At 61.4% G+C, this 20129-nt stretch carries 20 protein-coding genes and 1 tRNA gene; 14 read left to right on the forward strand and 7 right to left on the reverse strand.

All coding sequences use genetic code 11. The features are described 5' to 3' along the window. Positions 1-50: 50 nt before the first annotated feature. A complete protein-coding gene (locus JSO19_RS00930; protein ID WP_270909171.1) occupies positions 51-1103 on the forward strand; it encodes an App1 family protein in 1053 nt (350 codons plus the stop codon). Next, positions 1100-2164, forward strand: coding sequence for an FUSC family protein (locus JSO19_RS00935; RefSeq protein ID WP_270909172.1), 1065 nt, complete (start codon positions 1100-1102; stop codon positions 2162-2164). The genes JSO19_RS00930 and JSO19_RS00935 overlap by 4 nt, the downstream gene beginning before the upstream one ends. Before the next feature lie 30 nt (positions 2165-2194). On the opposite strand, the gene JSO19_RS00940 is transcribed toward JSO19_RS00935, so the two are convergent. The 3 genes from JSO19_RS00940 to JSO19_RS00950 are packed head-to-tail and all read right to left on the reverse strand — an operon-like array spanning position 2195 to position 4304. Further along, on the reverse strand, positions 2195-3145 hold the full coding sequence (locus JSO19_RS00940; protein WP_270909173.1) for an Fpg/Nei family DNA glycosylase: 951 nt from the start codon (positions 3143-3145) through the stop codon (positions 2195-2197). A 9-nt stretch (positions 3146-3154) separates the two neighbouring features. Then, positions 3155-3655, reverse strand: a complete 501-nt coding sequence (locus tag JSO19_RS00945; RefSeq protein WP_270909174.1) for a ribose-5-phosphate isomerase — start codon at positions 3653-3655, stop codon at positions 3155-3157. 25 nt (positions 3656-3680) lie between these two features. After that, positions 3681-4304 carry a DsbA family protein gene (locus tag JSO19_RS00950; protein ID WP_270909175.1) on the reverse strand — a complete coding sequence of 208 codons (624 nt, stop codon included), beginning with the start codon at positions 4302-4304 and terminating at the stop codon, positions 3681-3683. 119 nt (positions 4305-4423) lie between these two features. Here JSO19_RS00950 and pepN point away from each other — a divergent pair, with 119 nt between their 5' ends. From pepN to JSO19_RS00965, 3 genes are all read left to right on the forward strand, one after another. Beyond that, the gene (gene pepN, locus JSO19_RS00955; protein ID WP_270909176.1) at positions 4424-6985 is read left to right on the forward strand and encodes an aminopeptidase N; all 2562 of its coding nucleotides are present in this window, start codon (positions 4424-4426) and stop codon (positions 6983-6985) included. Positions 6986-7065: 80 nt separating this feature from the next. Continuing rightward, positions 7066-7956 carry a mechanosensitive ion channel family protein gene (locus tag JSO19_RS00960; protein WP_270909177.1) on the forward strand — a complete coding sequence of 297 codons (891 nt, stop codon included), beginning with the start codon at positions 7066-7068 and terminating at the stop codon, positions 7954-7956. Beyond that, a complete protein-coding gene (locus JSO19_RS00965) occupies positions 7953-8393 on the forward strand; it encodes a globin (RefSeq protein WP_270909178.1) in 441 nt (146 codons plus the stop codon). Before JSO19_RS00960 ends, JSO19_RS00965 begins: the two co-directional genes overlap by 4 nt. Here JSO19_RS00965 and JSO19_RS00970 read toward each other — a convergent pair. Next, positions 8390-9706, reverse strand: coding sequence for an MFS transporter (locus JSO19_RS00970; RefSeq protein WP_270909179.1), 1317 nt, complete (start codon positions 9704-9706; stop codon positions 8390-8392). The two genes, JSO19_RS00965 and JSO19_RS00970, sit on opposite strands and share 4 nt — an antisense overlap. A 72-nt stretch (positions 9707-9778) precedes the next feature. Here JSO19_RS00970 and trmB point away from each other — a divergent pair, with 72 nt between their 5' ends. The 3 genes from trmB (at position 9779) to JSO19_RS00985 (ending at position 12801) form a co-directional block, all read left to right on the forward strand. Then, positions 9779-10516 (forward strand): tRNA (guanosine(46)-N7)-methyltransferase TrmB, encoded by a 738-nt coding sequence (gene trmB / locus JSO19_RS00975; protein WP_270909180.1) that lies wholly within the window; start codon positions 9779-9781, stop codon positions 10514-10516. Positions 10517-10559: 43 nt separating this feature from the next. Beyond that, a tRNA-Arg gene (locus tag JSO19_RS00980) sits at positions 10560-10632 on the forward strand. Positions 10633-11001: 369 nt separating this feature from the next. Further along, complete coding sequence (locus JSO19_RS00985) at positions 11002-12801, forward strand: DUF5979 domain-containing protein (protein WP_270909181.1); 1800 nt, start codon at positions 11002-11004, stop codon at positions 12799-12801. 98 nt (positions 12802-12899) lie between these two features. On the opposite strand, the gene JSO19_RS00990 is transcribed toward JSO19_RS00985, so the two are convergent. Continuing rightward, on the reverse strand, positions 12900-13502 hold the full coding sequence (locus JSO19_RS00990) for a TetR/AcrR family transcriptional regulator (protein WP_270909182.1): 603 nt from the start codon (positions 13500-13502) through the stop codon (positions 12900-12902). 66 nt (positions 13503-13568) lie between these two features. On the opposite strand from JSO19_RS00990, the gene JSO19_RS00995 reads away from it, so the two are divergent. From JSO19_RS00995 to JSO19_RS01010, 4 genes are all read left to right on the forward strand, one after another. Further along, the gene (locus JSO19_RS00995) at positions 13569-14105 is read left to right on the forward strand and encodes a J-domain-containing protein (RefSeq protein WP_270909183.1); all 537 of its coding nucleotides are present in this window, start codon (positions 13569-13571) and stop codon (positions 14103-14105) included. Positions 14106-14251: 146 nt separating this feature from the next. Beyond that, positions 14252-14830 carry a TetR/AcrR family transcriptional regulator gene (locus JSO19_RS01000; RefSeq protein ID WP_270909184.1) on the forward strand — a complete coding sequence of 193 codons (579 nt, stop codon included), beginning with the start codon at positions 14252-14254 and terminating at the stop codon, positions 14828-14830. Further along, entirely contained in the window at positions 14827-15795 is a 969-nt protein-coding gene (locus JSO19_RS01005; RefSeq protein WP_270909185.1) for a DMT family transporter, read from the forward strand. The genes JSO19_RS01000 and JSO19_RS01005 overlap by 4 nt, the downstream gene beginning before the upstream one ends. Before the next feature lie 33 nt (positions 15796-15828). Then, positions 15829-16245 (forward strand): DUF6389 family protein, encoded by a 417-nt coding sequence (locus tag JSO19_RS01010; protein ID WP_270909186.1) that lies wholly within the window; start codon positions 15829-15831, stop codon positions 16243-16245. 15 nt (positions 16246-16260) lie between these two features. Here JSO19_RS01010 and JSO19_RS01015 read toward each other — a convergent pair whose 3' ends face one another. Then, complete coding sequence (locus tag JSO19_RS01015; protein ID WP_270909187.1) at positions 16261-17040, reverse strand: Sua5/YciO/YrdC/YwlC family protein; 780 nt, start codon at positions 17038-17040, stop codon at positions 16261-16263. Between the two features lie 97 nt (positions 17041-17137). Beyond that, positions 17138-17584 (reverse strand): hypothetical protein, encoded by a 447-nt coding sequence (locus JSO19_RS01020; RefSeq protein ID WP_270909188.1) that lies wholly within the window; start codon positions 17582-17584, stop codon positions 17138-17140. Positions 17585-17814: 230 nt separating this feature from the next. Here JSO19_RS01020 and JSO19_RS01025 point away from each other — a divergent pair, with 230 nt between their 5' ends. Both JSO19_RS01025 and JSO19_RS01030 read left to right on the forward strand, forming a co-directional pair. Next, positions 17815-19188: an MmgE/PrpD family protein gene (locus JSO19_RS01025; protein ID WP_270909189.1), complete on the forward strand. Its 1374-nt coding sequence runs from the start codon at positions 17815-17817 to the stop codon at positions 19186-19188. Between the two features lie 45 nt (positions 19189-19233). Beyond that, complete coding sequence (locus tag JSO19_RS01030; RefSeq protein ID WP_270909190.1) at positions 19234-20070, forward strand: phosphosulfolactate synthase; 837 nt, start codon at positions 19234-19236, stop codon at positions 20068-20070. Positions 20071-20129 lie beyond the last annotated feature (59 nt).

Consider the following 20129-nt stretch of genomic DNA (forward strand, 5'->3'; position numbering starts at 1 on the left):
CTTACCGGATTCGCGGCGTTCGCGCGAACCAACACGGGTAGAATGGGCTTGTGACTCTTAACCCACCAACCCCGTCTTCCCTGCGCGCAATCGCGGCAAAATGCGAGGGGTGGATTCATCAGCAGCGCACAAATAGGGCGACAAAGCGCGGTAAAGCACCATCGGTCATTCCATATATCGGGTATGGCTCAACTGAGTGGGTGCGCGTGCTCGGTCGCGTCTTATACCTCAAGCCGAAGGCCGTAACCGAAGACCTTGGCCGCACAGATCTCGTTCAGATTTCGAAGGTTCGAGGGTGGCGAACCTTCACGAGTGTTGCAGTGCCTCGCCAACAAGTGGAGGTTTATCTCGACGGCAGGCTAGTCACGACGGTCGCTGCCGATGACGGTGGTGTAGTCGACGCCAAAGTCGATGTTTCCTTGACCCCAGGCTGGCACACGCTCGGCCTTCGCGCCGAAGACGAAGACATTGCCGAGACAAACGTGCTCATCGTCGATCCTCGCGCGAAATTTGGCGTGATTTCGGACGTTGACGACACCATTTTAAAGACCGCCCTCCCCCGTCCCCTCGTGGCCGCGTGGAACACCTTCGTGGTTGACGAACAAGCGCGCACCGCGACCCCTGGCATGCCCGTGTTGCTCCAGACGCTCATCGAGCGGCACGAGGGTTCACCCATTGTCTACCTCTCGACCGGTGCATGGAACGCGGCGCCGGCACTCAGCCGATTTCTCGCACGCAACCTCTACCCCGTCGGGCCGCTGCTCCTCACCGACTGGGGGCCCACGCACGACCGCTTCTTCAGGAGCGGCCAGCAGCACAAACGACGCGAGCTACTGCGGCTCATCGAAGAGTTCCCATCAACCAAGTGGGTACTCATTGGCGACGACGGCCAGCACGACGAGATGCTGTACCACGAATTCTCGTCGCAACACCCGGAAAATGTTGCGGCGGTAGCGATCCGCCAAATATCTACGGGCGAAGCCGTCTTGCAGGGTGGGCGATCAAAAGCTCGCCTGCACCGCAGCGTCAGCGGGGTTCCTTGGGTCTACGGTCCCGATGGCGCGACCATCATGAACGAGCTCAAGAAGCACGGGATTCTATGATCAGGTCGTTCTCACGCGCGGGTAGGCAGCTCACCGAAAGCTTCGTGCGCACCGAACGCACCCCGTTTCTGCAGGTCGTGAAGAGCGGCATCGCCTCGCTCTTGGCGTGGCTCGCGTGCATCCTCGTGTTTCCCGACGCTCTGCCCATCTTCGGCATCATCGCGGCCCTCATCTGCGTGCAAGACAACGTTTCGCAGTCGCTCAACAAGAGCATCGAGCGACTTGTCGGAGTCGTGGTCGGCGTTGCGATCGCGGTGAGCGCGAGCATCTTCTTCGGCAAGGCCCCGTGGCTCTTCGTGGCCGCGATCTTCGTCTCGCTCCTTATCGGCTGGGCCTTTCGCCTCACGGGTCCCTCGACCACGCAAATCGCGATCAGCGCCATGCTCGTCATCGCCCTCGGCGGCGAGAGCCTCGCCTACGGCGCAGAGCGCATCATCGAGACCGCGATCGGCGGGGCCATCGGTGTGCTCGTCAACGCTTTTCTCATCGCGCCAGTGCGAACTTCACCCGCGAGCATCGCCGTGCACGAACTCGTCGAGCATACGGCGCAATCACTCGACCGCATCGCGACCTCGCTCACGAAAAAGCAAAGCTTTGACGAGATGCAAGACCTCCTCATGGCGGCGCGCGACCTCCGGGAAGAGCGCCGCGAGGTACACACGCTCCTGAGAAGCGCGCGCGAAAGCCTGAAGCTCAACCCGAGAAGCCGCCACTACCGCGAACAGTTACTCGCCGACGACGAACTCTTCCAGCGCCTACAGCACATCGTCACACAGGTGCTCGGCATGTCGCGCGCCCTCGCCGATGGCTACGACCCCGACATTATTAACGACCCAGCCGTCGAGGGCCTCGCCGACGAGTTCAACAGGGCCGCGCATGACCTCAGGCACGTCGGGTACCGCTTTAATCTCGAGAGCGACGAGGTAATTGAGCCTCCAGCGCTCACGGCTCCCTACCGTATCGTCGTGCCCAACGCCGAACACTGGGTGCTCATCGGAGCCCTTATGGAAGACCTTCGCCGCACCCGCATCAGCATCGTCGAGCTACAACAGGGCGAATAACCGCGACGATGCCCTGAGTGACGCCTCAGCCTAGTGCTGGCAGCCAGGGCACCAGTAGAGCTTGCGCGCGCCGAACTCCTCGAGTGCGATGTTCGTGCCGCATCGCTTGCACGGGGTGCCCTCAAGCTTGTAGACCCAGTGACGATCGTCTCGGTGCACGAGCGCTCGTTCGTAGGCCTCGCCCTCGAGCCCGTCAATCGTGATCATCTGGCCGACGCGAATGCCGATGTCGAGCAGGTACACCCAGTCATCCCAGAGCGCCTGCATGGTCTCGCGGCTCAGCTCGTTCGACGGGGTGTGCGGATCGATGCCCGCGCGAAACAGCATCTCGGCACGGTAGACGTTGCCGATGCCCGCAACCATTGACTGGTCCATGAGCACGAGACCGATCGGCGTGCGCTTCTTGAGCGCGCGGTCAACAAAACGAGCCTGCTCTTCGGGGCTGTTGTCGTTTGCTGGGTCGGGGCCCAAGCGTCGCATCACGGCGCGCACCTCTTCGGGACTCACGACCTCGCAGGCCGTCGGGCCGCGCAGATCGGCGCACACGCGCTCGTTGAGCAACCGAACACGCACCTGACCAACCGGTTCGGGCGGCCACTCGAAGGCGACGTCGCGCTCTTTGTCTTCTTCGGCCATGCGAATGCGTGTTTTTCTCGGTGCCCCGATCGAGGTCACCGAGTCTTCGCCGACCTCGTCAACGGCGGCCTTCTGACCGTGAATCTCAATTGACTCGTGAACCACGATGTCGCCCGAGAAGTCCCACGCACCGTACATTCCGAGATGCACCCGAAGCCAGTACTCGCCGGCAAACTCGAGAAACATCTGTTTGCCGACGGCACGGGCATCGGTCATCGGCAGGCCCGAGATGATCTCGGCACCGCCCGCAAAACGGCCCTGCGGGCTCGAAACCTCTGGCGAGGTGCCGACGTAGTTCGCAGCAAACTGACGCGTGATGCGATGAACTGAATGACCCTCAGGCACCGAAGCTCCCTACGCTGAAACGGGCTCGTCAACCTGCTTGCCGGCGATCTTGCCGGTTCGCTCGTACTCGCCCAGCTGATTGATGCGGCGCACGTGGCGCTCCTCGCCGGGAAACGGCGTCGCGATGAACAGGTCAATGAAGCGCATGGCTTCTTCGACCGTGTGCTGGCGCGCACCGATCGAGATCACATTTGCGTTATTGTGCTCTCGCGCAAGTTCAGCGGTCGACTCGTTCCAGACCAGCGCGGCACGAATACCCTGAACCTTGTTCGCTGCCATTTGCTCGCCATTACCTGATCCTCCAAAGACGACGCCCAGCGCCTCGACGCCCGCCGCTTCGTCTCGCGCAACCGCGAGAGCCGCGTTAATGCAAAACGACGGGTAATCGTCGAGCGCATCGTATTCGACGGGGCCGTGGTCATGGACCTCATGGCCTTGCTCGGTGAGGTGCTGCTGAAGCGTCTGACTGAGTTCAAGACCGGCGTGATCGGTTGCAATATGAATGCGCATAATGCTTCTACTGTACCCGAATCAGCTAGCTGAAATCGGGCCCAACCTCGCGGCCACGCTTCAGCTCGTAGAAGCCTGGCGTCTGGGTCGCGTAGTACACCGCATTCCACAGGTTCAGTGCGTCCTGCCCCTTCGGGCGAGGGGTCACCACGGGACCAAAGAAGGCTTTACCGTTGATCGAGAGAATGGGCACACCGACGCCAGGACCAACGGCTTCAATGCCGGCGGCCGTGCTTGCACGCAAGAGCTGTTCGGCCGTGTCACCCTCGTCGCCCGCAATGTTTGCGATCGACTCGGGCAGGCCGGCTGCAGCAACTGCCTCGGCGAGCACTGCCTCATCATCACGAGCGTCGTGGTGCAGGCGGTTGCCGAGCTCAGTATAGAGCCGCCACACGGACTCGCTCCCGTGATCACGCTCGGTCACAATAAGCGCCTTGCCAAGCACGAGGCTACGCACGTAGGCGGCGCGATGGCCGTCATCTTCGTTGCCCTCATTCAAGATTGCAAGACTGAAGGGGCGCCAGGCTACGCTAAGCCCGAGTTTCTCACTCACCTCAGTGAGCCAGCGGCTTGACATCCAAGCCCACGGGCACACCGGATCGAACCAAAATTCAACGCTGTCTACACGGGGTTGCTCTGCACTAGTCATAACCCACAGTCTACCGCTGAGAGCGTAAAAGCAAGGACGCCCTCAGCGAACCCAGCGAACTTCGCCCTCTCTCGAATAGGCTGGTTACGTCCAATGTGAAGAAGATTCTAAGGAGCATCATGCCAGGAGAAAACCTCACTCACGTCGAAGCCCAGTCGCGTGCGGCGGTGGTGCAAACGAGTGCCTACGAGATCGCGCTCGACCTCACCCGTGGTGAGACCCTTTTCGGGGCCAATACAACCATCCATTTCACCGCTACGCCCGGAGCTGAAACCTTTATCGACTGCATCGCTGACGCGGTGCACAGCATCACGCTCAACGGCACATCGCTCGACCCCGCTACCCACTTCGCCGACTCACGCATCGCCCTGCCTGGTCTCGCCGCTGAGAACACGCTCACGATCGTGTCAGACATGCGATACATGAACACCGGCGAGGGCCTGCACCGTTTCGTTGACCCGGTCGACGGCGAGGTATACCTCTACTCACAGTTCGAGGTGCCCGATTCACGTCGCATGTACCCGGTCTTCGAGCAGCCAGACCTCAAGGCCACGTTCCAGTTCACCGTGACGGCCCCCGCTTACTGGAAGGTCGTCAGCGTACAGCCGACACCAGAGCCAGTCGCTGCAGGTCAGGTTGACGGCGTCGAGGTAGCCACCTGGCACTTCACGCCCACCCCGATCATGTCGAGCTACATCACCGCGATCGTCGCTGGCCCGTACCACGAGGTGCGTTCTGAACTGACGAACCCTGACGGCCGCACGATTCCGCTCGGCGTCTTTTGCCGCGAATCGCTCGCGGAGCACCTCGACCACGACTACATTTTTGACATCACCCGCAAGGGCTTCGACTTCTTTGCCAAAGAGTTCGACTACCCCTACCCCTTCGAGAAGTACGATCAGCTCTTTGTGCCCGAGTTCAACATGGGTGCCATGGAACACATCGGTGCCGTAACCTTCACCGAAGCCTACGTGTTCCGCAGCCAGGTCACCGACGCGATGCGTGAACGCCGTGTCGTCACGATTCTGCACGAGCTCGCTCACATGTGGTTCGGCAACCTCGTCACGATGCGCTGGTGGAACGACCTGTGGCTCAACGAGTCATTCGCCGAGTACATGTCAACGCTCGCGACCGCTGAGGCAACCGAGTGGAACGAAGGCTGGACCACCTTCGTCGGCAGCGGCAAAACCTGGGCATACCGCCAGGACCAGCTGCCATCGACCCACCCGATCATGGCCAACATCGCCGACCTCAACGACGTGCTCGTGAACTTCGACGGCATCACCTACGCCAAGGGCGCATCGGTGCTCAAGCAGCTCGTTGCCTGGGTTGGCCGTGAGCCCTTCATGAAGGGCGTGCACGACTACTTTGAAAAGTACGCCTACAGCAACACCGAGCTGCCCGACCTCATGCACGAGCTCGAGGCAACGAGCGGCCGCGACCTCGCAGAGTGGACGAAGGCATGGCTGCAGACCGCGGGCGTGAACACGCTGCGTCCGGTCTTCACGACCGATGCCCAGGGCAACTTCGAATCATTTGCGATCGAGCAGAGCGCAACCGACGACTACCCGACGATCCGCCCCCACCGCCTCGCGGTTGGCCTCTACTCGCTTGAGGGAGGCAAGCTCGTTCGCACGAAGCGCGTCGAACTTGATGTCGCGGGTGAAAGCACGAGCGTCGCCGAGCTCGTTGGTGTTGCGCAGCCAGATCTCATTCTGCTCAACGACGACGATCTCACCTACGCGAAGACCCGCTTTGATGAGCGCTCACTCGCCACGGTTCGCGAGCACCTCGCCGCGATGCCAGATTCGCTCGCTCGTGGCCTCGTGTGGGGCTCGCTCTGGGACACGACGCGTGACGCCGAAATGTCAGCGTCTGAGTTCATCGAGATCGTGCTCGCGAACGTGCACGCCGAGACGAACTCGACGATTCTGCGCAACATTATCAACCAGTTACTTACCGCGACACACTCGTACCTCGCGCCCGAGAAGCGAGAGGCGACCCGCACGCGCGTCGCTGACGCTCTCTGGGAGCTCGCGAATGCGGCAGAGGCAGCTTCAGATGCACAGTTCCAGTTCATCAAGGCGTTCTCTTCCCTCGCTGAAACCCCCGACGAGACCGCGAAGATTCAGGCGCTGCTCGATGGCACCGTGAAGCTCGAGGGCCTCACGGTCGACACCGACCTCACTTGGGAGTTCGTCATCTCGCTCGCTGCCGCCGGTCTCGTTGACGGCTCGGCAATCGACGAGGTACTCGCCACCGACCTCACGGCAAGCGGCAAGCAATTCGCAGCCTACGCGCACGCTGCGCTGCCGACCGCAGAGGCCAAAGACAGCACCTGGCAGCAGATGGTCGAGACCGAGGGGGCAGCGAACCTCACGATTCGCTTCGCCGCGCTCGGCTTCAACCGCGTGCACGACACCGAGCTGCTTCGCCCCTTCATCGAGCGCTTCTTCGCCTCGATCGATGCGGTGTGGAACGACCGGAGCTACGCCATCGGCGAGGAGATCTTCGAGGGCTTCTACCCTGCCCCCCTCGCAGACGCTCAACTGCAGCAGGCAACGCGCGCATGGCTCGACGCAAACCCCGACGCGGCGCCTGCGCTTCGTCGCTTCATGATCGAGCACCTGGCCGACGTTGAGCGCGCGCTCGACGCACAGGCCCGCGACGCCCAGGCATAGGGCGCATGCGTGGGTCGGGCGATACCACACGCCCGACCCACGCACTCATCACACCCGTATGACGTTTCGAAGGAGGCACAGTGGAAATTCTTGAGGCGCTGCAGAGCTTTATCACCACCTATAAAGTTCCGTTTAACATCGCGCTCATTATCCTGCTCTCAATCGTGCTGCGGTGGCTGTTGCAGCACACCCTTCGAAGGGTCGTGAGCCGCGTTGTGAAGGGCGTGAAGCGCTCGCAAGCGACCGACCTCACCGAGGAGCTATCGCTGGCCCCGAAACTCAGTGCTCGCGCGGTTCAGCGCACGAGAACGCTCGGAGCGGTCGGCAAACACATCATCACGTGGACGATCGGTGTCATCTCGATCATCCTCATTCTCGGGCAACTGGGCGTTGACCTTGCCGCGCTCCTCACCTCGGCAGGTATCGTTGCCGCGGCGCTGGCTTTTGGCGCGCAAAACCTCATTAAAGATCTCTTGAACGGCATCTTCATGGTGAGTGAAGACCAACTAGGTGTCGGCGATTGGATCACGATCGGTGAGATCAGTGGCACCGTCGAAGACGTCGGCATTCGGGTGACACAGGTGCGCGCGGTCGACGGCACCCTCTGGTTCATTCGCAATGGTGAGGTACTCACCCTCGGTAACAGCTCTCAGGGTTGGGGCCGCGCCATCATCAACATCACGGTCGACGCCCATAACGACCTCGATCTCGTCGAAAACGTCGCGCTTGAGGCCGCCCGTGAGGTGATGAAAATGCCCGAACACGCGCGAAAGATCATCGGCGAGCCCGAGGTATGGGGCGTCGAGAGCATGTTCGGCGACCGCGCCACCCTTCGCCTTGCGATGCGCACGAGACCAGAAGCCCAGTGGGCCGTTCAGCGCGCACTTCGGCTCGAACTTGTGCGCCTCTTCGACAAGCATGGCATCACCCTCGCCAGCGAACTACCGACGTTTCCAGGAGCTACCCCGTGACCACCCCAGAAACCCCCAAGCCACGCCTCACGCTTCGCGAGGGCGCGACCGGCAATGCCGTGACCGACACGCTCTGGCAGCAGGTCGGCGGATCGGCCACTTTCGAGCGCATCGTGCGGCGATTCTATGCCGGCGTCAAAGAAGATCCGGTTCTTGCCCCCATGTATCCTCAAGACGATTGGGAGGGGGCCATCTGGCGCCTGCAAACCTTTCTCGAGCAGTACTGGGGTGGGCCAACGACCTACCAGGAGCACCGCGGCCACCCGCGGCTGCGCATGCGTCACAACGCCTTCCCGATCAACACCCTCGCGCGCGAACGCTGGCTGCACCACATGCATGCCGCCCTCGACGAGGCTGACCTCGCGCCCATGGCCGACACCCAGTTTCGCGACTACGTCGAGCGGGCCGCGCTCGCGATGACGAACACCGCGGGTTAACGCGGCTCGGGATCGTCGTCTGTTACGGGCTTCTCACCAGGCAATTCATCTTCGAGTGGGAGCGTGATTGGCCCCGTCTCAGGCTCGGTTGGTGAAACGATCGTCGCCTCGGCGGTAATATCGGCGTCGTTCAATACCCGCGAATCGGGGGTAAAGATCCACACGACCGTTGTGATGCCGAGCAACACTGCGGTGAGCCAGAACGCGGCCTGGTAGCTCACGGTGTCAATGAGGATGCCCGCAATGAGGGGGCCGAGAATGCCGCCCAGGTCGGCCGACATCTGACCTGCCGCGACAACCTGACCACCGCCACGTTTCCCGACAACGTCGGCGATGACCGCCTGCTGTGCCGGGTTCGCACAGGCCGCAGCAACACCTGCGAGTGCGAGCGTCGCCATCGCGAGCGGAATCGATGTGGTGAGGGGGAACACGATGAAGGCAATCGTGCTGAGCGCAAAACCGGTAACGAGCAGCGGTTTTCTGCCGATTTTATCGTTCCACCGGCCAGAGGGAATAACGAACACTGCGTTGCCTGCAGCATAGGCGGCGAGCACCCAGCCCGACTCTCGCCCGCCGCCGCCCAGAGCACCCGCAACGAAGAGCGGAACCGCGCTAATGCGCACCCCGAAAATCGCCCAGCCAAACGAGAACGTCGAGAGCAGCGCACCGCGGTACTGACGCACACGGAATGCCTCCCGGAAGGTTTGGGGCGGCAAGAGATGTTCACCAGCTGCTACGCCAATATTCGTTGAGCGGCGCAGCGCGATTCCAACGACGAGCGCAGCGGCAAGCAGCGTAAAGAAGTAGACAATGAAGGGTGCCCGTAGCCCCCACCCTGCGACGAGTGCGCCGAGCACGGGGCCGAGCAGGTTACCAAGCAAAAACGCCGCTGAGTTCATGCCGGCCACCTGGCCACGTTGCGCAGCTGGCATAACCTTGATCATGAGGGCGGTCGAGGCAATCGAAAACATCGATGAACCGATGCCAGCGAGCCCACGGGAGAGCAAGAGCTGCCAGTATTCCCCAACAAACACGGCTGCGCCAGTCATCGTGGCCACGATGAGCAGACCGGTCACATACGTCGTGCGCTCCCCCAGCTTCGTGACGATGCCGCCCGCGACAGGCGCGAAAATGAGCCTCGAGAGCGCGAACGAAGAGATCACGGCGGTTGCGGCAAAGCTCGAAACGCCAAACTCCTGGGCGAACTGCGGCAAAACCGGTGCGACGACACCGTACCCGAGAGCGATGGTGAAGGCTCCGGCGATGAGCGCCCATACTTCAAACGGGAGCTTCTTCTTAGCCGTTGTCGCCATCGTTCCCCTCTGTTTGTGTTGCCCCGGCTAGTTTAGCCTCACTGAGCTCCGAGTCACGGTAACGTTGACTCGATGAATACTTCGCCCACTACGCCCCAGCATCAGAACCAGCCCCGATCATTCGTGCGCCGCAATGGCCGCATGACCGCCGGGCAAGAGCTCGCCTGGGCAGAATATGCCGGCGATTACCTGCTTGAAATGCAGCGCGACGGCGGCGCGACTACGGTCGCCAAGGGTGTGCCTCGCAACCCCGAAGAACTCTTCGGTCGCACCGCACCGCTCGTGGTCGAGATCGGTACCGGCGATGGCGAGGCGCTCATTCACGCCGCGACCGAACACCCTGAACACGACTTCATTGGCATTGAGGTTTACCAGGCTGGCCTCGCGCGCGCCATGCTCAACGCCCATAAACGTGAGCTCACGAACGTGCGCCTTATCGAGGCCAATGCTCCCGAGGTGCTTGAGCATTACCTGCCCGAAACTTCAGTCGACGAGATTCGCGTCTTCTTTCCCGATCCCTGGCACAAGGCGAGGCACAACAAGCGCCGCCTCATCGCACCGCCTTTCGTTGACCTGGCCTCACGGGTGCTGAAGCCTACCGGGATCGTACGCATGGCCACTGACTGGCAGGAATACGCCGACCAGATGCGCGAGGTCTTTGACGCGGCGACCGGTTATGAGCGCGCTTTCGATGGCGAGTGGGCCGAACGCTTCGCAGGCCGACCCGTCACGAACTTTGAGCGCAAGGGCACCGAAAAGGGCCGCGACATTCGCGACCTCACCTACCGCTTCACGGGCGGCGCTCACTAGGCAAGACTTCGGCACGGCAAAGCAGTGCTATTCTGGTTCAGTTGCCTCCGTAGCTCAGGGGATAGAGCAATGGCCTTCTAATCCATTGGTCGCAGGTTCGAATCCTGCCGGGGGCGCTATCAATACCGCTGAACAACGCAGTGCGATGTCCAGCGTGCCCTTCTCTGCTGATTGCTGAGACACCGTGCGGGTTCGGTCGATCTGTGATCGCCACGGGTATTCGTGGTCGTTTGGGTCGCTCGACCCCTTTCGTTCATGACCCTCTTGGCCGATGGTTGCCTCGCAACAGGACTCAAGTTTCGTTTCACTCACCGCATCGACACCATCATTCCACGCACCCTAGACGCATGGAATGCACCCCCTTGCACTCCGCAACAATTCGTGTAGCGTTGAAATTACAGCATTTTCTAGGGGGAAACACTATGGGGATACGTGCGCTGCGAAAAATTCGGGGTGGCATAGCCGCTGTCCTAGTCGCAGGACTTATGGTTTCAGGGGCGGTCGCAGCTTACGCAGAATCTGCGTCACCCCCAACCCGCGGAGACACCCCGCCATCACCGGAAGCAGACCCTTTCATCGCGCCGGCGTGCGAAGGCTCCGAAGACGACCCGGCGTCTCTCGTTGTCACCGGCGCACAGCTCGAGAACTATAACGCAGGCGGCATCGCCGTGCTCTACGGGTCTCAAGGTCTGCGCGATGGAGACGCCGCGACGGCCCCGGGGTGCGGGGTTCGATACGTCGAGGCCGCGGGCGGCCCCGTCTCAGAGTGGATGTATTGCACCGACATGCAAAAGGACGCGTGCCTGAACGTCAAGCCCGACGGTAGCCTCGAGAGCGAAAAAATCCCTGGCCCGATTGATCCCATGGAATGGCTTGACGGGAACGATAAATTAACCACCGACCAGTCGAAGGTGATCGCCTACATTCTGCAGAATGACATGCCGGTCACCCCGCCACCGCATGCAGATGTAACCACAACGTCGAACCGAGATAAGCATGAGCGTTACGCGCGCCAGCTCATGGTGTGGTGCATTTCTGATTATGACAGTTTCAGCGCGGAAGCCGAAAATAGCCCCTGGTGCGACGAAAACATCGGGCCAGAACGCCAGGCTGAAATTTTGAAAGCGATCCCAGAAACACCCCAGATTGATCTCTCGATCTCAGGTGGCCAGTCACACATACCAGTCGGGGCAACGGCCAGACTGGTCGTTTCTACCAATGTTTTCCAGCAGCCCATTGACTTCCAAATCGAAGGCGCCGAGGTCAAGATTTGCTCAGGAGAGGCGACCCTGACTGATCGCCAACTGCTCGTAAAGGGCACCAACCCCGACGCCTCACAACAAGTGCACCTCTGTATTAAGCGCACGACTCCAGGCAACGTCACCCTCTCGCTCAGCGCAACACCTCAAGCCTCGAAGTACCTCAGCTGGGCGCAGGCAAACCATTCTTCAGACGACGCTTCATGCCAAGTGTTTGCCGCCTTCGAACGCAGCCGTGCAACAAAGGTGCGCACCCTGACGCAGCTTAACTTCGTCGATAATGTGGGCACGTTCAACGTACGCAAGGAGCTCTCGGGCATCGAGCCAGGAGACTTCCCCGAGGGAACCACGTTCCCGGTACACGCAACCTGGAGCGGCGGCGAAGAAACCATCGATGTTCCCGCAGACGGCACACCGGTCTCTTCCGGCGTCATGCTCCCGGCGGGAACGGTCGTGACCCTCGAAGAAGGAACACCGCCAGAAGCGCCAGAGGGATACACCTTCAGCGCAAGTCATCTCTCTGACGAATCCATCACGATTCTGGCAGGCGGCAACCCCGACATCGAACTCATCGTAACAAACACCTACGACCGCGTTCTTGGGGGCTTCGACCTCCACAAAATACTCAAGGGCGCCACAGCGAAAGACTTCCCCAAAGGAACGGAGTTCACGATCACCGCTCTCCTCATGATCGACGGGAAAGAAGTCACCCGTGAGTTCTCACTTCCCGCCGACGGCTCGCTCGTCAAGGGGCCCAGAGATCTCCCCGTTGGCAGCTCAGTCACCCTCACAGAGCTGAAGGTACCGAGCCTCGCAGGCCATGTCTTCACCGGCGTTGAGTTCAGCGATACTGCCTTCACTATCAACTCTGAAAAGCCCTTACAGGTCACCGCAACCAACACCTACCGAAACGCTCCACTCGCCGCAACTGGATCAGAAGTGCCCGCCGCTGCTTGGGTGGTTCCAGGATTGCTCCTACTCATGGGCGCGGCCATGGTCTGGCGGGCTCAGAGGAAGCACAGCTAGTAACGCATCGCTCACGATCAGCCGTTCGGAGATACTTCGAACGGCTGAGCTGTGTTGGCCCCAGAACACATCCCAAAGAGCATCCTTCAGCGAGCCACTCAAGGCCTCAGGTCAAACAACCGCTCAAGATGCCGATCAATTGCCGCGAGAGCCGCGCCGGGTTCAATAACGTTCAGTTCGAGCAAAGGCCCAAGACCCGTCAACGCGAGAACGAGATCTGTCTCGAGAGCAACGTCAGTGCTTTCAGGAAGGTGACCGATTCGAACAGCGTCGCGAATACACTCCTCGACCATTGCCCTACCGCCCCGCATGCCCTCACTCACCCGTTCAGCTAAAGCACCATCATGCATGGCTTCAAGCACGTATGCTGCCTGCATTCGGCTGGTTGCTCGTGCCCCGGGGTGAAGCGGGAGCATCTCATACAAAACGGCACGCAATACATCACGAGGGTGCGGCGGCTGGCTGAGTTGTTCAAGCGCTTCTCCGACTCGTCTCGCGGTCTCTTCTGAGGCGCACTCGACTCCAAACGCGAGCATCTGGGCCCGCGACGAAAAGTAGTGTTGCAGCTGCCCCAGCGAGACCCCTGCCTCACGCGCAACCTCGCGCATGGTTGCTTTCGACCACCCCTGCTCGTCAACGACCCGCCAGAGCGCCTGAGCGATCAACTGACGCCGCGCATGATGATTAACCGGTTTTGGCACCTGGACTCCTCTGCATTATCCATGTAATAATACACCTGTATTGGAAAGAGCGAGGAAGGAGTTCCAATGACCGAGCACGAACTCCCGAGCATCTTCTTCAACCCCGCAGCATTCGCCTTTGACACTGAGACGATGATCGCCCTCATCGCAGACATGCAGATTCGCAAGGCCATCGAACGAGGCGAGTTCGACAACCTCCCCGGGGCCGGCAAACCCATCGATGTTTCAGACAGCCACGACCCAGACTGGTGGCTCAAGCGCCTCGCAAGGCGGGAGGGGCTCGTCATGCTGCCGCCGTCAGTGCAGCTCCGTAACGAAGACGCCGCGCTCGACGATAAACTTGACCGCCTCCTCAACGAACACGAAGTGCGCCGAGAAATCGAAGCCTTTAACGAGCACGTCATCTGGGCTCGCTACCAATTACCAGCGGGGCCTCCCCTGACCACGATGCTTCGAGACGTTGAAGACACCGTCATTGCTTGGGCCACCCGAAAAGAGCATCGCGCCGAGCAGGCCCTGAAGGCCGCCAAAGACACCGGCGACAGTGACCGCGCACACACAAGCGGGCGCCGATGGCTTTTTCGCAAACGCAAGCCCGAGTAGCAACCCACGCCATTCCCCCGGCAAGCATCGAACATCCGAGCCCCAAGAAGGGCGACCAACGCGCCCACCGCCAATCGCCAATCGCACGAGAAGGCTGGCGTCTCGATCCGCAATGTAGGTAGACTGGTCTACCTACAGGGAGGGTCATGAACACTCATCGAACGACCACGACACCGGCACGCGAGAAACTCATGCAGGCCGCAGGCAGACTGTTCTACGCCAACGGCATGAACACAACCGGGATCGATGCGATTACCGCAGAGGCCGGGGTTGCCCGCAAAAGCCTTTACAACAACTTCTCTTCAAAAGAGGAGCTGATGCTCGCCTATATTGACGCACGCCATGATGAATGGCTTGAGCTGTATGAGGCGCGGCTCTCAAAGGCTCGCACCCCTGCCGAGAGGTTGCTCGCGGTCTTTGATGCGTACATTGATCACGCCGAGTCGGGCAGCGTGCACGGCTTCCGCGGCTGCGGCCTACTGAACGCCGCCGCAGAGCTTCCGGTCGACGCCGCAGGGAGAGAAGCCGTGAGACGCCACAAAGAGCAGGTCGAATCGATCCTCGTCGAGCATTTGAACGCGCTTGAGCACCCAGATGCCAGCGATGCAGCCGAGCATTGCGCCTTTCTTCTTGAGGGTGCAATGACGCGGGCTGGCCTCGAGGGCAGCACCGACAAACTCATTCGAGCACGTCGCCTCGCTGAGCAGATGCTGGCGGGTCAATGAACCGCGGCGGCCGCCTCAGCGCGATTGTGGCCATTACCATCGCGTCGTTCCTCTGGGGCACAACCGGCACCGCCGCCACGTTTGCCCCCACGGCTGGCCCGCTAGCGATCGGGGCTGCCGCCCTCGGTATCGGCGGGCTCATGCAGGCCGTCATTGCCATTCCCTCACTGCATAGGGCTTGGCCCGCGCTCAAGCCGAAGGCCGGGCTGGTGGCGCTTGGCGGGGCTGCCGTGGCGATATATCCGCTTGCCTTCTACAGTTCAATGCATGTCGCAGGCGTGGCTATCGGCTCGGTCGTCTCGCTCGCCTCGGCGCCCCTGGCCTCTGGCCTGCTTGAGCGTCTCGTCGAAGACCGACAGCTCAGCCGGTGGTGGTCACTTGCCGCGGGCCTCGGCATTACCGGGAGTACGCTGCTGTGCCTCGCCAAACTGAGCGAACCAGCGGCGTCTGGCGTTGCCACGATGGGCGGCATTCTCCTAGGGCTCATCGCGGGCGCCTCGTACGCCACATACTCGTGGGCCACCCGTCGCCTCATGGACGAGGGCATCGGGCGCGCCGCATCGATGGGGTCAGTGTTCGGCCTCGGAGGGCTCATGCTCATGCCGGTGCTCATCGCGACCGGCGCTCCACTCATCGAAACGCGTGAGGCGTTCTTCGTGGCGGCCTACATGGCGATGGTTCCTATGTTTCTTGGCTACCTTCTCTTTGGGTACGGGCTGGTTCGCATCAGCGCAAGCACCGCGACCACGGTCACTCTCACCGAGCCCGCAATCGCGGCGGTTCTCGCGGTCGTCATCGTTGGTGAACGGCTCACGGCCTCTGGCTGGGTCGGCCTCGCCGTTATTGCGCTCGCGCTCGGGATCCTCGCCGTTGCACCCACCAACGCTGGCCCCGTACCGGCAACACAGACGGAAGCACACCGCCAGCCCAAGCAGCGGTTCATTCCTGATTCGAAGCGCGCCTAGCGAAACGCGCGAGGGGCGCACTACTCTGGTGTGGTGAATCCCAACGACTACCGCGATGCCGTGTGGCCGCACCTGACCAAAACCAGTCGGCGGGTTGCCGAGGTGCTCGATCGCTTATACCGAGCTGCAACTACAGAGGGCGTGGGCATCGACGGCATCACCGTCACCGTCTTTGTCGGTCAAGACGGTGAGGGCCCATTCGACGTGTGGGCCACGTTCGAGGGCCGCGACGCGTTCACGCTTGACCGCACGTTCGACGACGAACGCAACCTCTTCGGCGTTGAGTGGGGCGAGTACGACTGGCAACCCGATGTGCCGCCACGACCGAGAGCCTGGAGCCGCGACGAGTTTGAAGAGGCGGTACTCGAAGTCGTCACCGAATGGCTTCAACCGCTCACGCCGCAGGGCAGCCCCGACGGCTTCTGGCGCGTCGAGGCCCCCCTCTGCTAGCGCCCGTGTGACCGATCAGTAGTATTCGCCGTGGCGATAGTCCCAGGTGTTGAACTGCTGCGAGAGGTTCATCATAATCTTGTCGATGTCGATCCCTTTGCGGATCACCGTGGGCGCGAGAGTCACCGAACGCTCACTTCCCTGCTCGGGAACGAGAGCGCCCGAGGCATCAACAAATGACACCATGACGCCCTGCTCGTACCGGGTCTCTGGGGTCGCGTTTGGCTGGATCGAACGAACGTAGTCGTCGCCCTCAATGACGAGATCGGCTTCAGTGTCGATCGCCTCGCCGATGCCCTCGATCACGCCGCGATTACCCTTGCCCGACGGGTTCGCCGAGCTCGCGAAGGTGAGCTTCTTCTCGCGATCCCAGAGTTCTTTGGCGATGTACTCGCCGGGCCGCCCGAAGCGAATGATGAAACAGCTCGTGCCGCGTTCGTCGGTCACGAGCTCTTCAGAGCCGTCCTTCGGCAAGAACTGCTTGCCCTCCTCTGACCAGGGCAAGATGCACCCCATGAGCACGTCCTGCTCCCAGTGGGTCTCATAAAACCGCTCGATCTCGGGGCTGAGCTTCGCGAGCGAACGCAACTGGTCCATTGATCCGCAAAGAACAACGCCGGGCTTCGTGAGGGCACGCTGCTTGACCGCAAACTTTCGGTCGAGCCCCGCACGGTCGGCGGTGAGAATAATGTAGCCCACCTTCGTGGGGCACACGACGATCCGTCCGCCCTCGTCCAACAGTTGCACGGCCTCGGTTTGCAGGCCGCCGTTCCATTCAGTGTGATTGCGCTTCACAGGTACCTTTCTTGAGGTGATGACTCGGCAGAGTCGTCAGAAAACGCACCCCGGCGCGTGGGTCACCGGGGTGCGAGCGGGTGTTTGCTCGTGTGGGCTACGAGCCGATCTGATGCGACCAGAGTTCGCTGAGCTCGCTCTCGAGCTTCATCCAGTAGCTGCGCATGATCGAGCTTGAGCGAGCCCCCATCCACAACGAGTAGTGCCACAGGCCCGGGTCGGCTCGAATCCACTCATCAAGCCAGGCCTCAATCGCTTCAGAGAGCGCTTGGCACCGGGGAATGCCAATGCCCGGCCTCGTGCTTGGGCGTAGTTGCTCTCGGCAGATCCACGTCAATCCCACGTGTTCGGGGGTCTTGAAGTGCTCAATCTGGTACTCGGTAAAGACCTCGATAAAGATTTGACCGTACGTGTGCTCTGGCAGTGAGGCGCACCATCGCTTGAGGCCCTCGAGGTCGCCGATATCGCCTGCCGCGAGAACGCAGGCGAGTTGCTCGGTCTCGTCGTAGGGGTGAAGGGAATGGTCGCGATGGTTGCACTGCATACCCTCAAGGTTAGGCAATGATTACCCACATCAGATGAACGCACAGTGAATTGCCAGGATTGCCCGTGATCACTTCTGCTTGCCAGATAAATAGCCGCCGGCAACCACCCCTACTCTCGACGAACGACTCTGAGTAGAGTCTGAATACTGAGCAAAAGTATCTTGACGTCGAGATACTTTCATGAGACATTAGGGTTACCTAAGTCACATCAGATGATAGGAGTTTTGCTATGACTGAAGTCAGCCAACTTGCCCGATACGTCGAGGCCGCGAGCCTCACCGAAATGAGCAGCGAAGCGCTCGAACAGCTGAAGATTCGCGTGCTCGACACTCTCGCGGTCGCTATCGGCGCACTCGATGCCGAGCCCATCGTCGCGATTCGCGGCCTGCTCAACGACCTTGGGGGCACGCCAAGCGCAACCCTCATCGGCGGTGGTAAAACGAGCCCAGAGCGTGCCGCGTTTTTCAATAGCGCACTCAGCCGCTACCTCGACTTCATGGACTCGTACCTCGCGAAGGGCGAAACGAACCACCCTTCCGACAACCTTGGTGCGGTTCTCGCCGCGGCCGAGAGTGTCGACGCGACCGGCGCCGAGTTTCTCACCGCGTTCGCCGTCGCCTACCAGGTGCACACGCGCCTCTCTGACGAAGCGCCGGTTCGCGCCAAGGGCTTCGACCACACCACGCAGGGCGCCTTTGCGGCGGCCGCAGCAGCGGCGAAGGCAATGCGCCTGCCCGCTGAGCAGATCGCCAACGCGGTCGCAATAGCCGGCACCGCAAACGTCGCCCTGCGCGTCACTCGCACCGGCAACCTCAGCCACTGGAAGGGCCTCGCCTACCCGCACGTGTCAAAAGAAGGCACCTTTGCGGCGCTCCTCGCGAGCCGCGGCATCACGGGCCCCGAGCAGGTCTTCGAGGGCAACAAGGGCTTCAAAGACTCGATTGCTGGCCCCTTCTCGATCGACTGGTCCAAGGAAGACCTTGAGAGCGTCAAGCGCACCATTATCAAGAAGCACAACGCCGAGATCCACTCGCAGTCGGCACTCGACGCGGCGCAGGATATTCGGCGCCAAGACGGCTTCAATGCTCACGCGATCGAGCGGGTGCGGCTCACCACCTTCGACGTCGCCTACTCGATCATTGGCGGCGGCGAAGAGGGCGACAAGCAGCTCGTGCGCACGAAAGAAGAGGCCGATCACTCGCTGCCGTGGATGATCGCCGTGGTGCTGCTCGACGGTCAACTGAACCCCGAGCAGTACGACGCAGAACGCATTATCGCGGCCGACGTGCAGAGCCTCATGACGAGGGTCAAGATCACCCCGACGCAGGAGTTCTCAGATCGGTTCCCACAGCACATGCCCGCCGACCTCGAGGTCGAACTCGCCGATGGAACCGTGTTCCGTTCGTCACAGGACAGCTACCACGGTTTTCATGACAACCCGCTCGACTGGGCGGCGGCGCGGGCCAAGTTCGATGCGCTCACGACGCCCTTTGCCGACGCGAGCCTGCGCGACGAGATCGCTGCGCTCGTGCACAACCTCGAGCACCACCGGGTCGCAGAGCTCACAGAAGCGCTCGCCCGGGTCTCTCGCTCGCGCGCATAGCCACCAAAACCATCACAGACCAACCCCAATGATAAGGAGCTCATCATGAGTAATGCAGTACCGCACGACGTATCATTCAACTTCATTCCCCGCGCCTACCGCCCGCAGAAGCCACGCAGCTTCGGCATGACCGAGGTGCGCGCCCCCTACTACTCGACCTTCGGCACCCGCCATCTGCACGACGTGTTTGACGTCGCCGGGCAGTGGGTCGACGGCATCAAGTGGGCAGGCGGATCGTTCTCGCTCGTCCCGAGCGAGCAGGTGCGCGCGTTTAGCGACATCGCTCACGAGAACAACGCCTACGTCTCCTCAGGTGGGTGGATCGAGACCGTTCTGCGCTATGGCGACGACGCCGTCGATCATTACCTCAAGGAGGCGAAGGAGGTCGGCTTCGACGTCATCGAGATTTCGACCGGCTTCATCATGCTCAACACCTCGGGCCTGCAGCGGCTCGTCGAGAAGGTCGTGAAGGCGGGGCTCAAGGCGAAGCCAGAGCTCGGCCTGCAGATCGGTTCGGGCGGCGACTCGGGCGAGGCAGAGCTTGCCGCCGAGGGCAAGAAAGACATCGGTGACCTCATCGACCGCGGCCAGAAGGCCCTCGAGGCCGGCGCCTCGATCATCATGATCGAGTCGGAGGGCATCACCGAGAACGTGACCGAATGGGACACTGGCGCTGCGGCGTCGATCATCAACGGTCTCGGTCTCGAGAACGTGATGTTTGAGGCGGCCGATGGCCCCGTCTTCGAGTGGTACATCAAGAACTACGGCAACGAGTGCAACCTCTTCGTTGACCACAGCCAGATCTTGCAGCTCGAGGGACTCAGGCAGAACATCTGGGGCAACAAGAGCACCTGGGGCCGCATCATCAATCCGGCTCCGTAAAGAGCACTTCCCCACGCAAGACGCAGGGCGGGGTCAGCTTCGGCTGGCCCCGCCCTTTG

Origin of the sequence: Leucobacter sp. UCMA 4100 (genome assembly GCF_027853335.1) — a bacterium.
GTDB lineage: Bacteria > Actinomycetota > Actinomycetes > Actinomycetales > Microbacteriaceae > Leucobacter_A.

What these genes read in the sequence shown, in the direction of transcription:
- JSO19_RS00935 (WP_270909172.1), top strand. Translation starts at nt 1,100, where the DNA reads ATGATCAGGTCGTTCTCACGCGCGGGTAGGCAGCTCACCGAAAGCTTC.
- JSO19_RS00945 (WP_270909174.1), bottom strand. Translation starts at nt 3,655, where the DNA reads ATGCGCATTCATATTGCAACCGATCACGCCGGTCTTGAACTCAGTCAG.
- JSO19_RS01000 (WP_270909184.1), top strand. Translation starts at nt 14,252, where the DNA reads ATGAACACTCATCGAACGACCACGACACCGGCACGCGAGAAACTCATG.
- trmB (WP_270909180.1), top strand. Translation starts at nt 9,779, where the DNA reads ATGAATACTTCGCCCACTACGCCCCAGCATCAGAACCAGCCCCGATCA.
- JSO19_RS00995 (WP_270909183.1), top strand. Translation starts at nt 13,569, where the DNA reads ATGACCGAGCACGAACTCCCGAGCATCTTCTTCAACCCCGCAGCATTC.
- JSO19_RS00985 (WP_270909181.1), top strand. Translation starts at nt 11,002, where the DNA reads ATGGTTTCAGGGGCGGTCGCAGCTTACGCAGAATCTGCGTCACCCCCA.
- JSO19_RS01025 (WP_270909189.1), top strand. Translation starts at nt 17,815, where the DNA reads ATGACTGAAGTCAGCCAACTTGCCCGATACGTCGAGGCCGCGAGCCTC.
- pepN (WP_270909176.1), top strand. Translation starts at nt 4,424, where the DNA reads ATGCCAGGAGAAAACCTCACTCACGTCGAAGCCCAGTCGCGTGCGGCG.
- JSO19_RS01030 (WP_270909190.1), top strand. Translation starts at nt 19,234, where the DNA reads ATGAGTAATGCAGTACCGCACGACGTATCATTCAACTTCATTCCCCGC.
- JSO19_RS00950 (WP_270909175.1), bottom strand. Translation starts at nt 4,304, where the DNA reads ATGACTAGTGCAGAGCAACCCCGTGTAGACAGCGTTGAATTTTGGTTC.
- JSO19_RS01020 (WP_270909188.1), bottom strand. Translation starts at nt 17,584, where the DNA reads ATGCAGTGCAACCATCGCGACCATTCCCTTCACCCCTACGACGAGACC.
- JSO19_RS00970 (WP_270909179.1), bottom strand. Translation starts at nt 9,706, where the DNA reads ATGGCGACAACGGCTAAGAAGAAGCTCCCGTTTGAAGTATGGGCGCTC.
- JSO19_RS01005 (WP_270909185.1), top strand. Translation starts at nt 14,827, where the DNA reads ATGAACCGCGGCGGCCGCCTCAGCGCGATTGTGGCCATTACCATCGCG.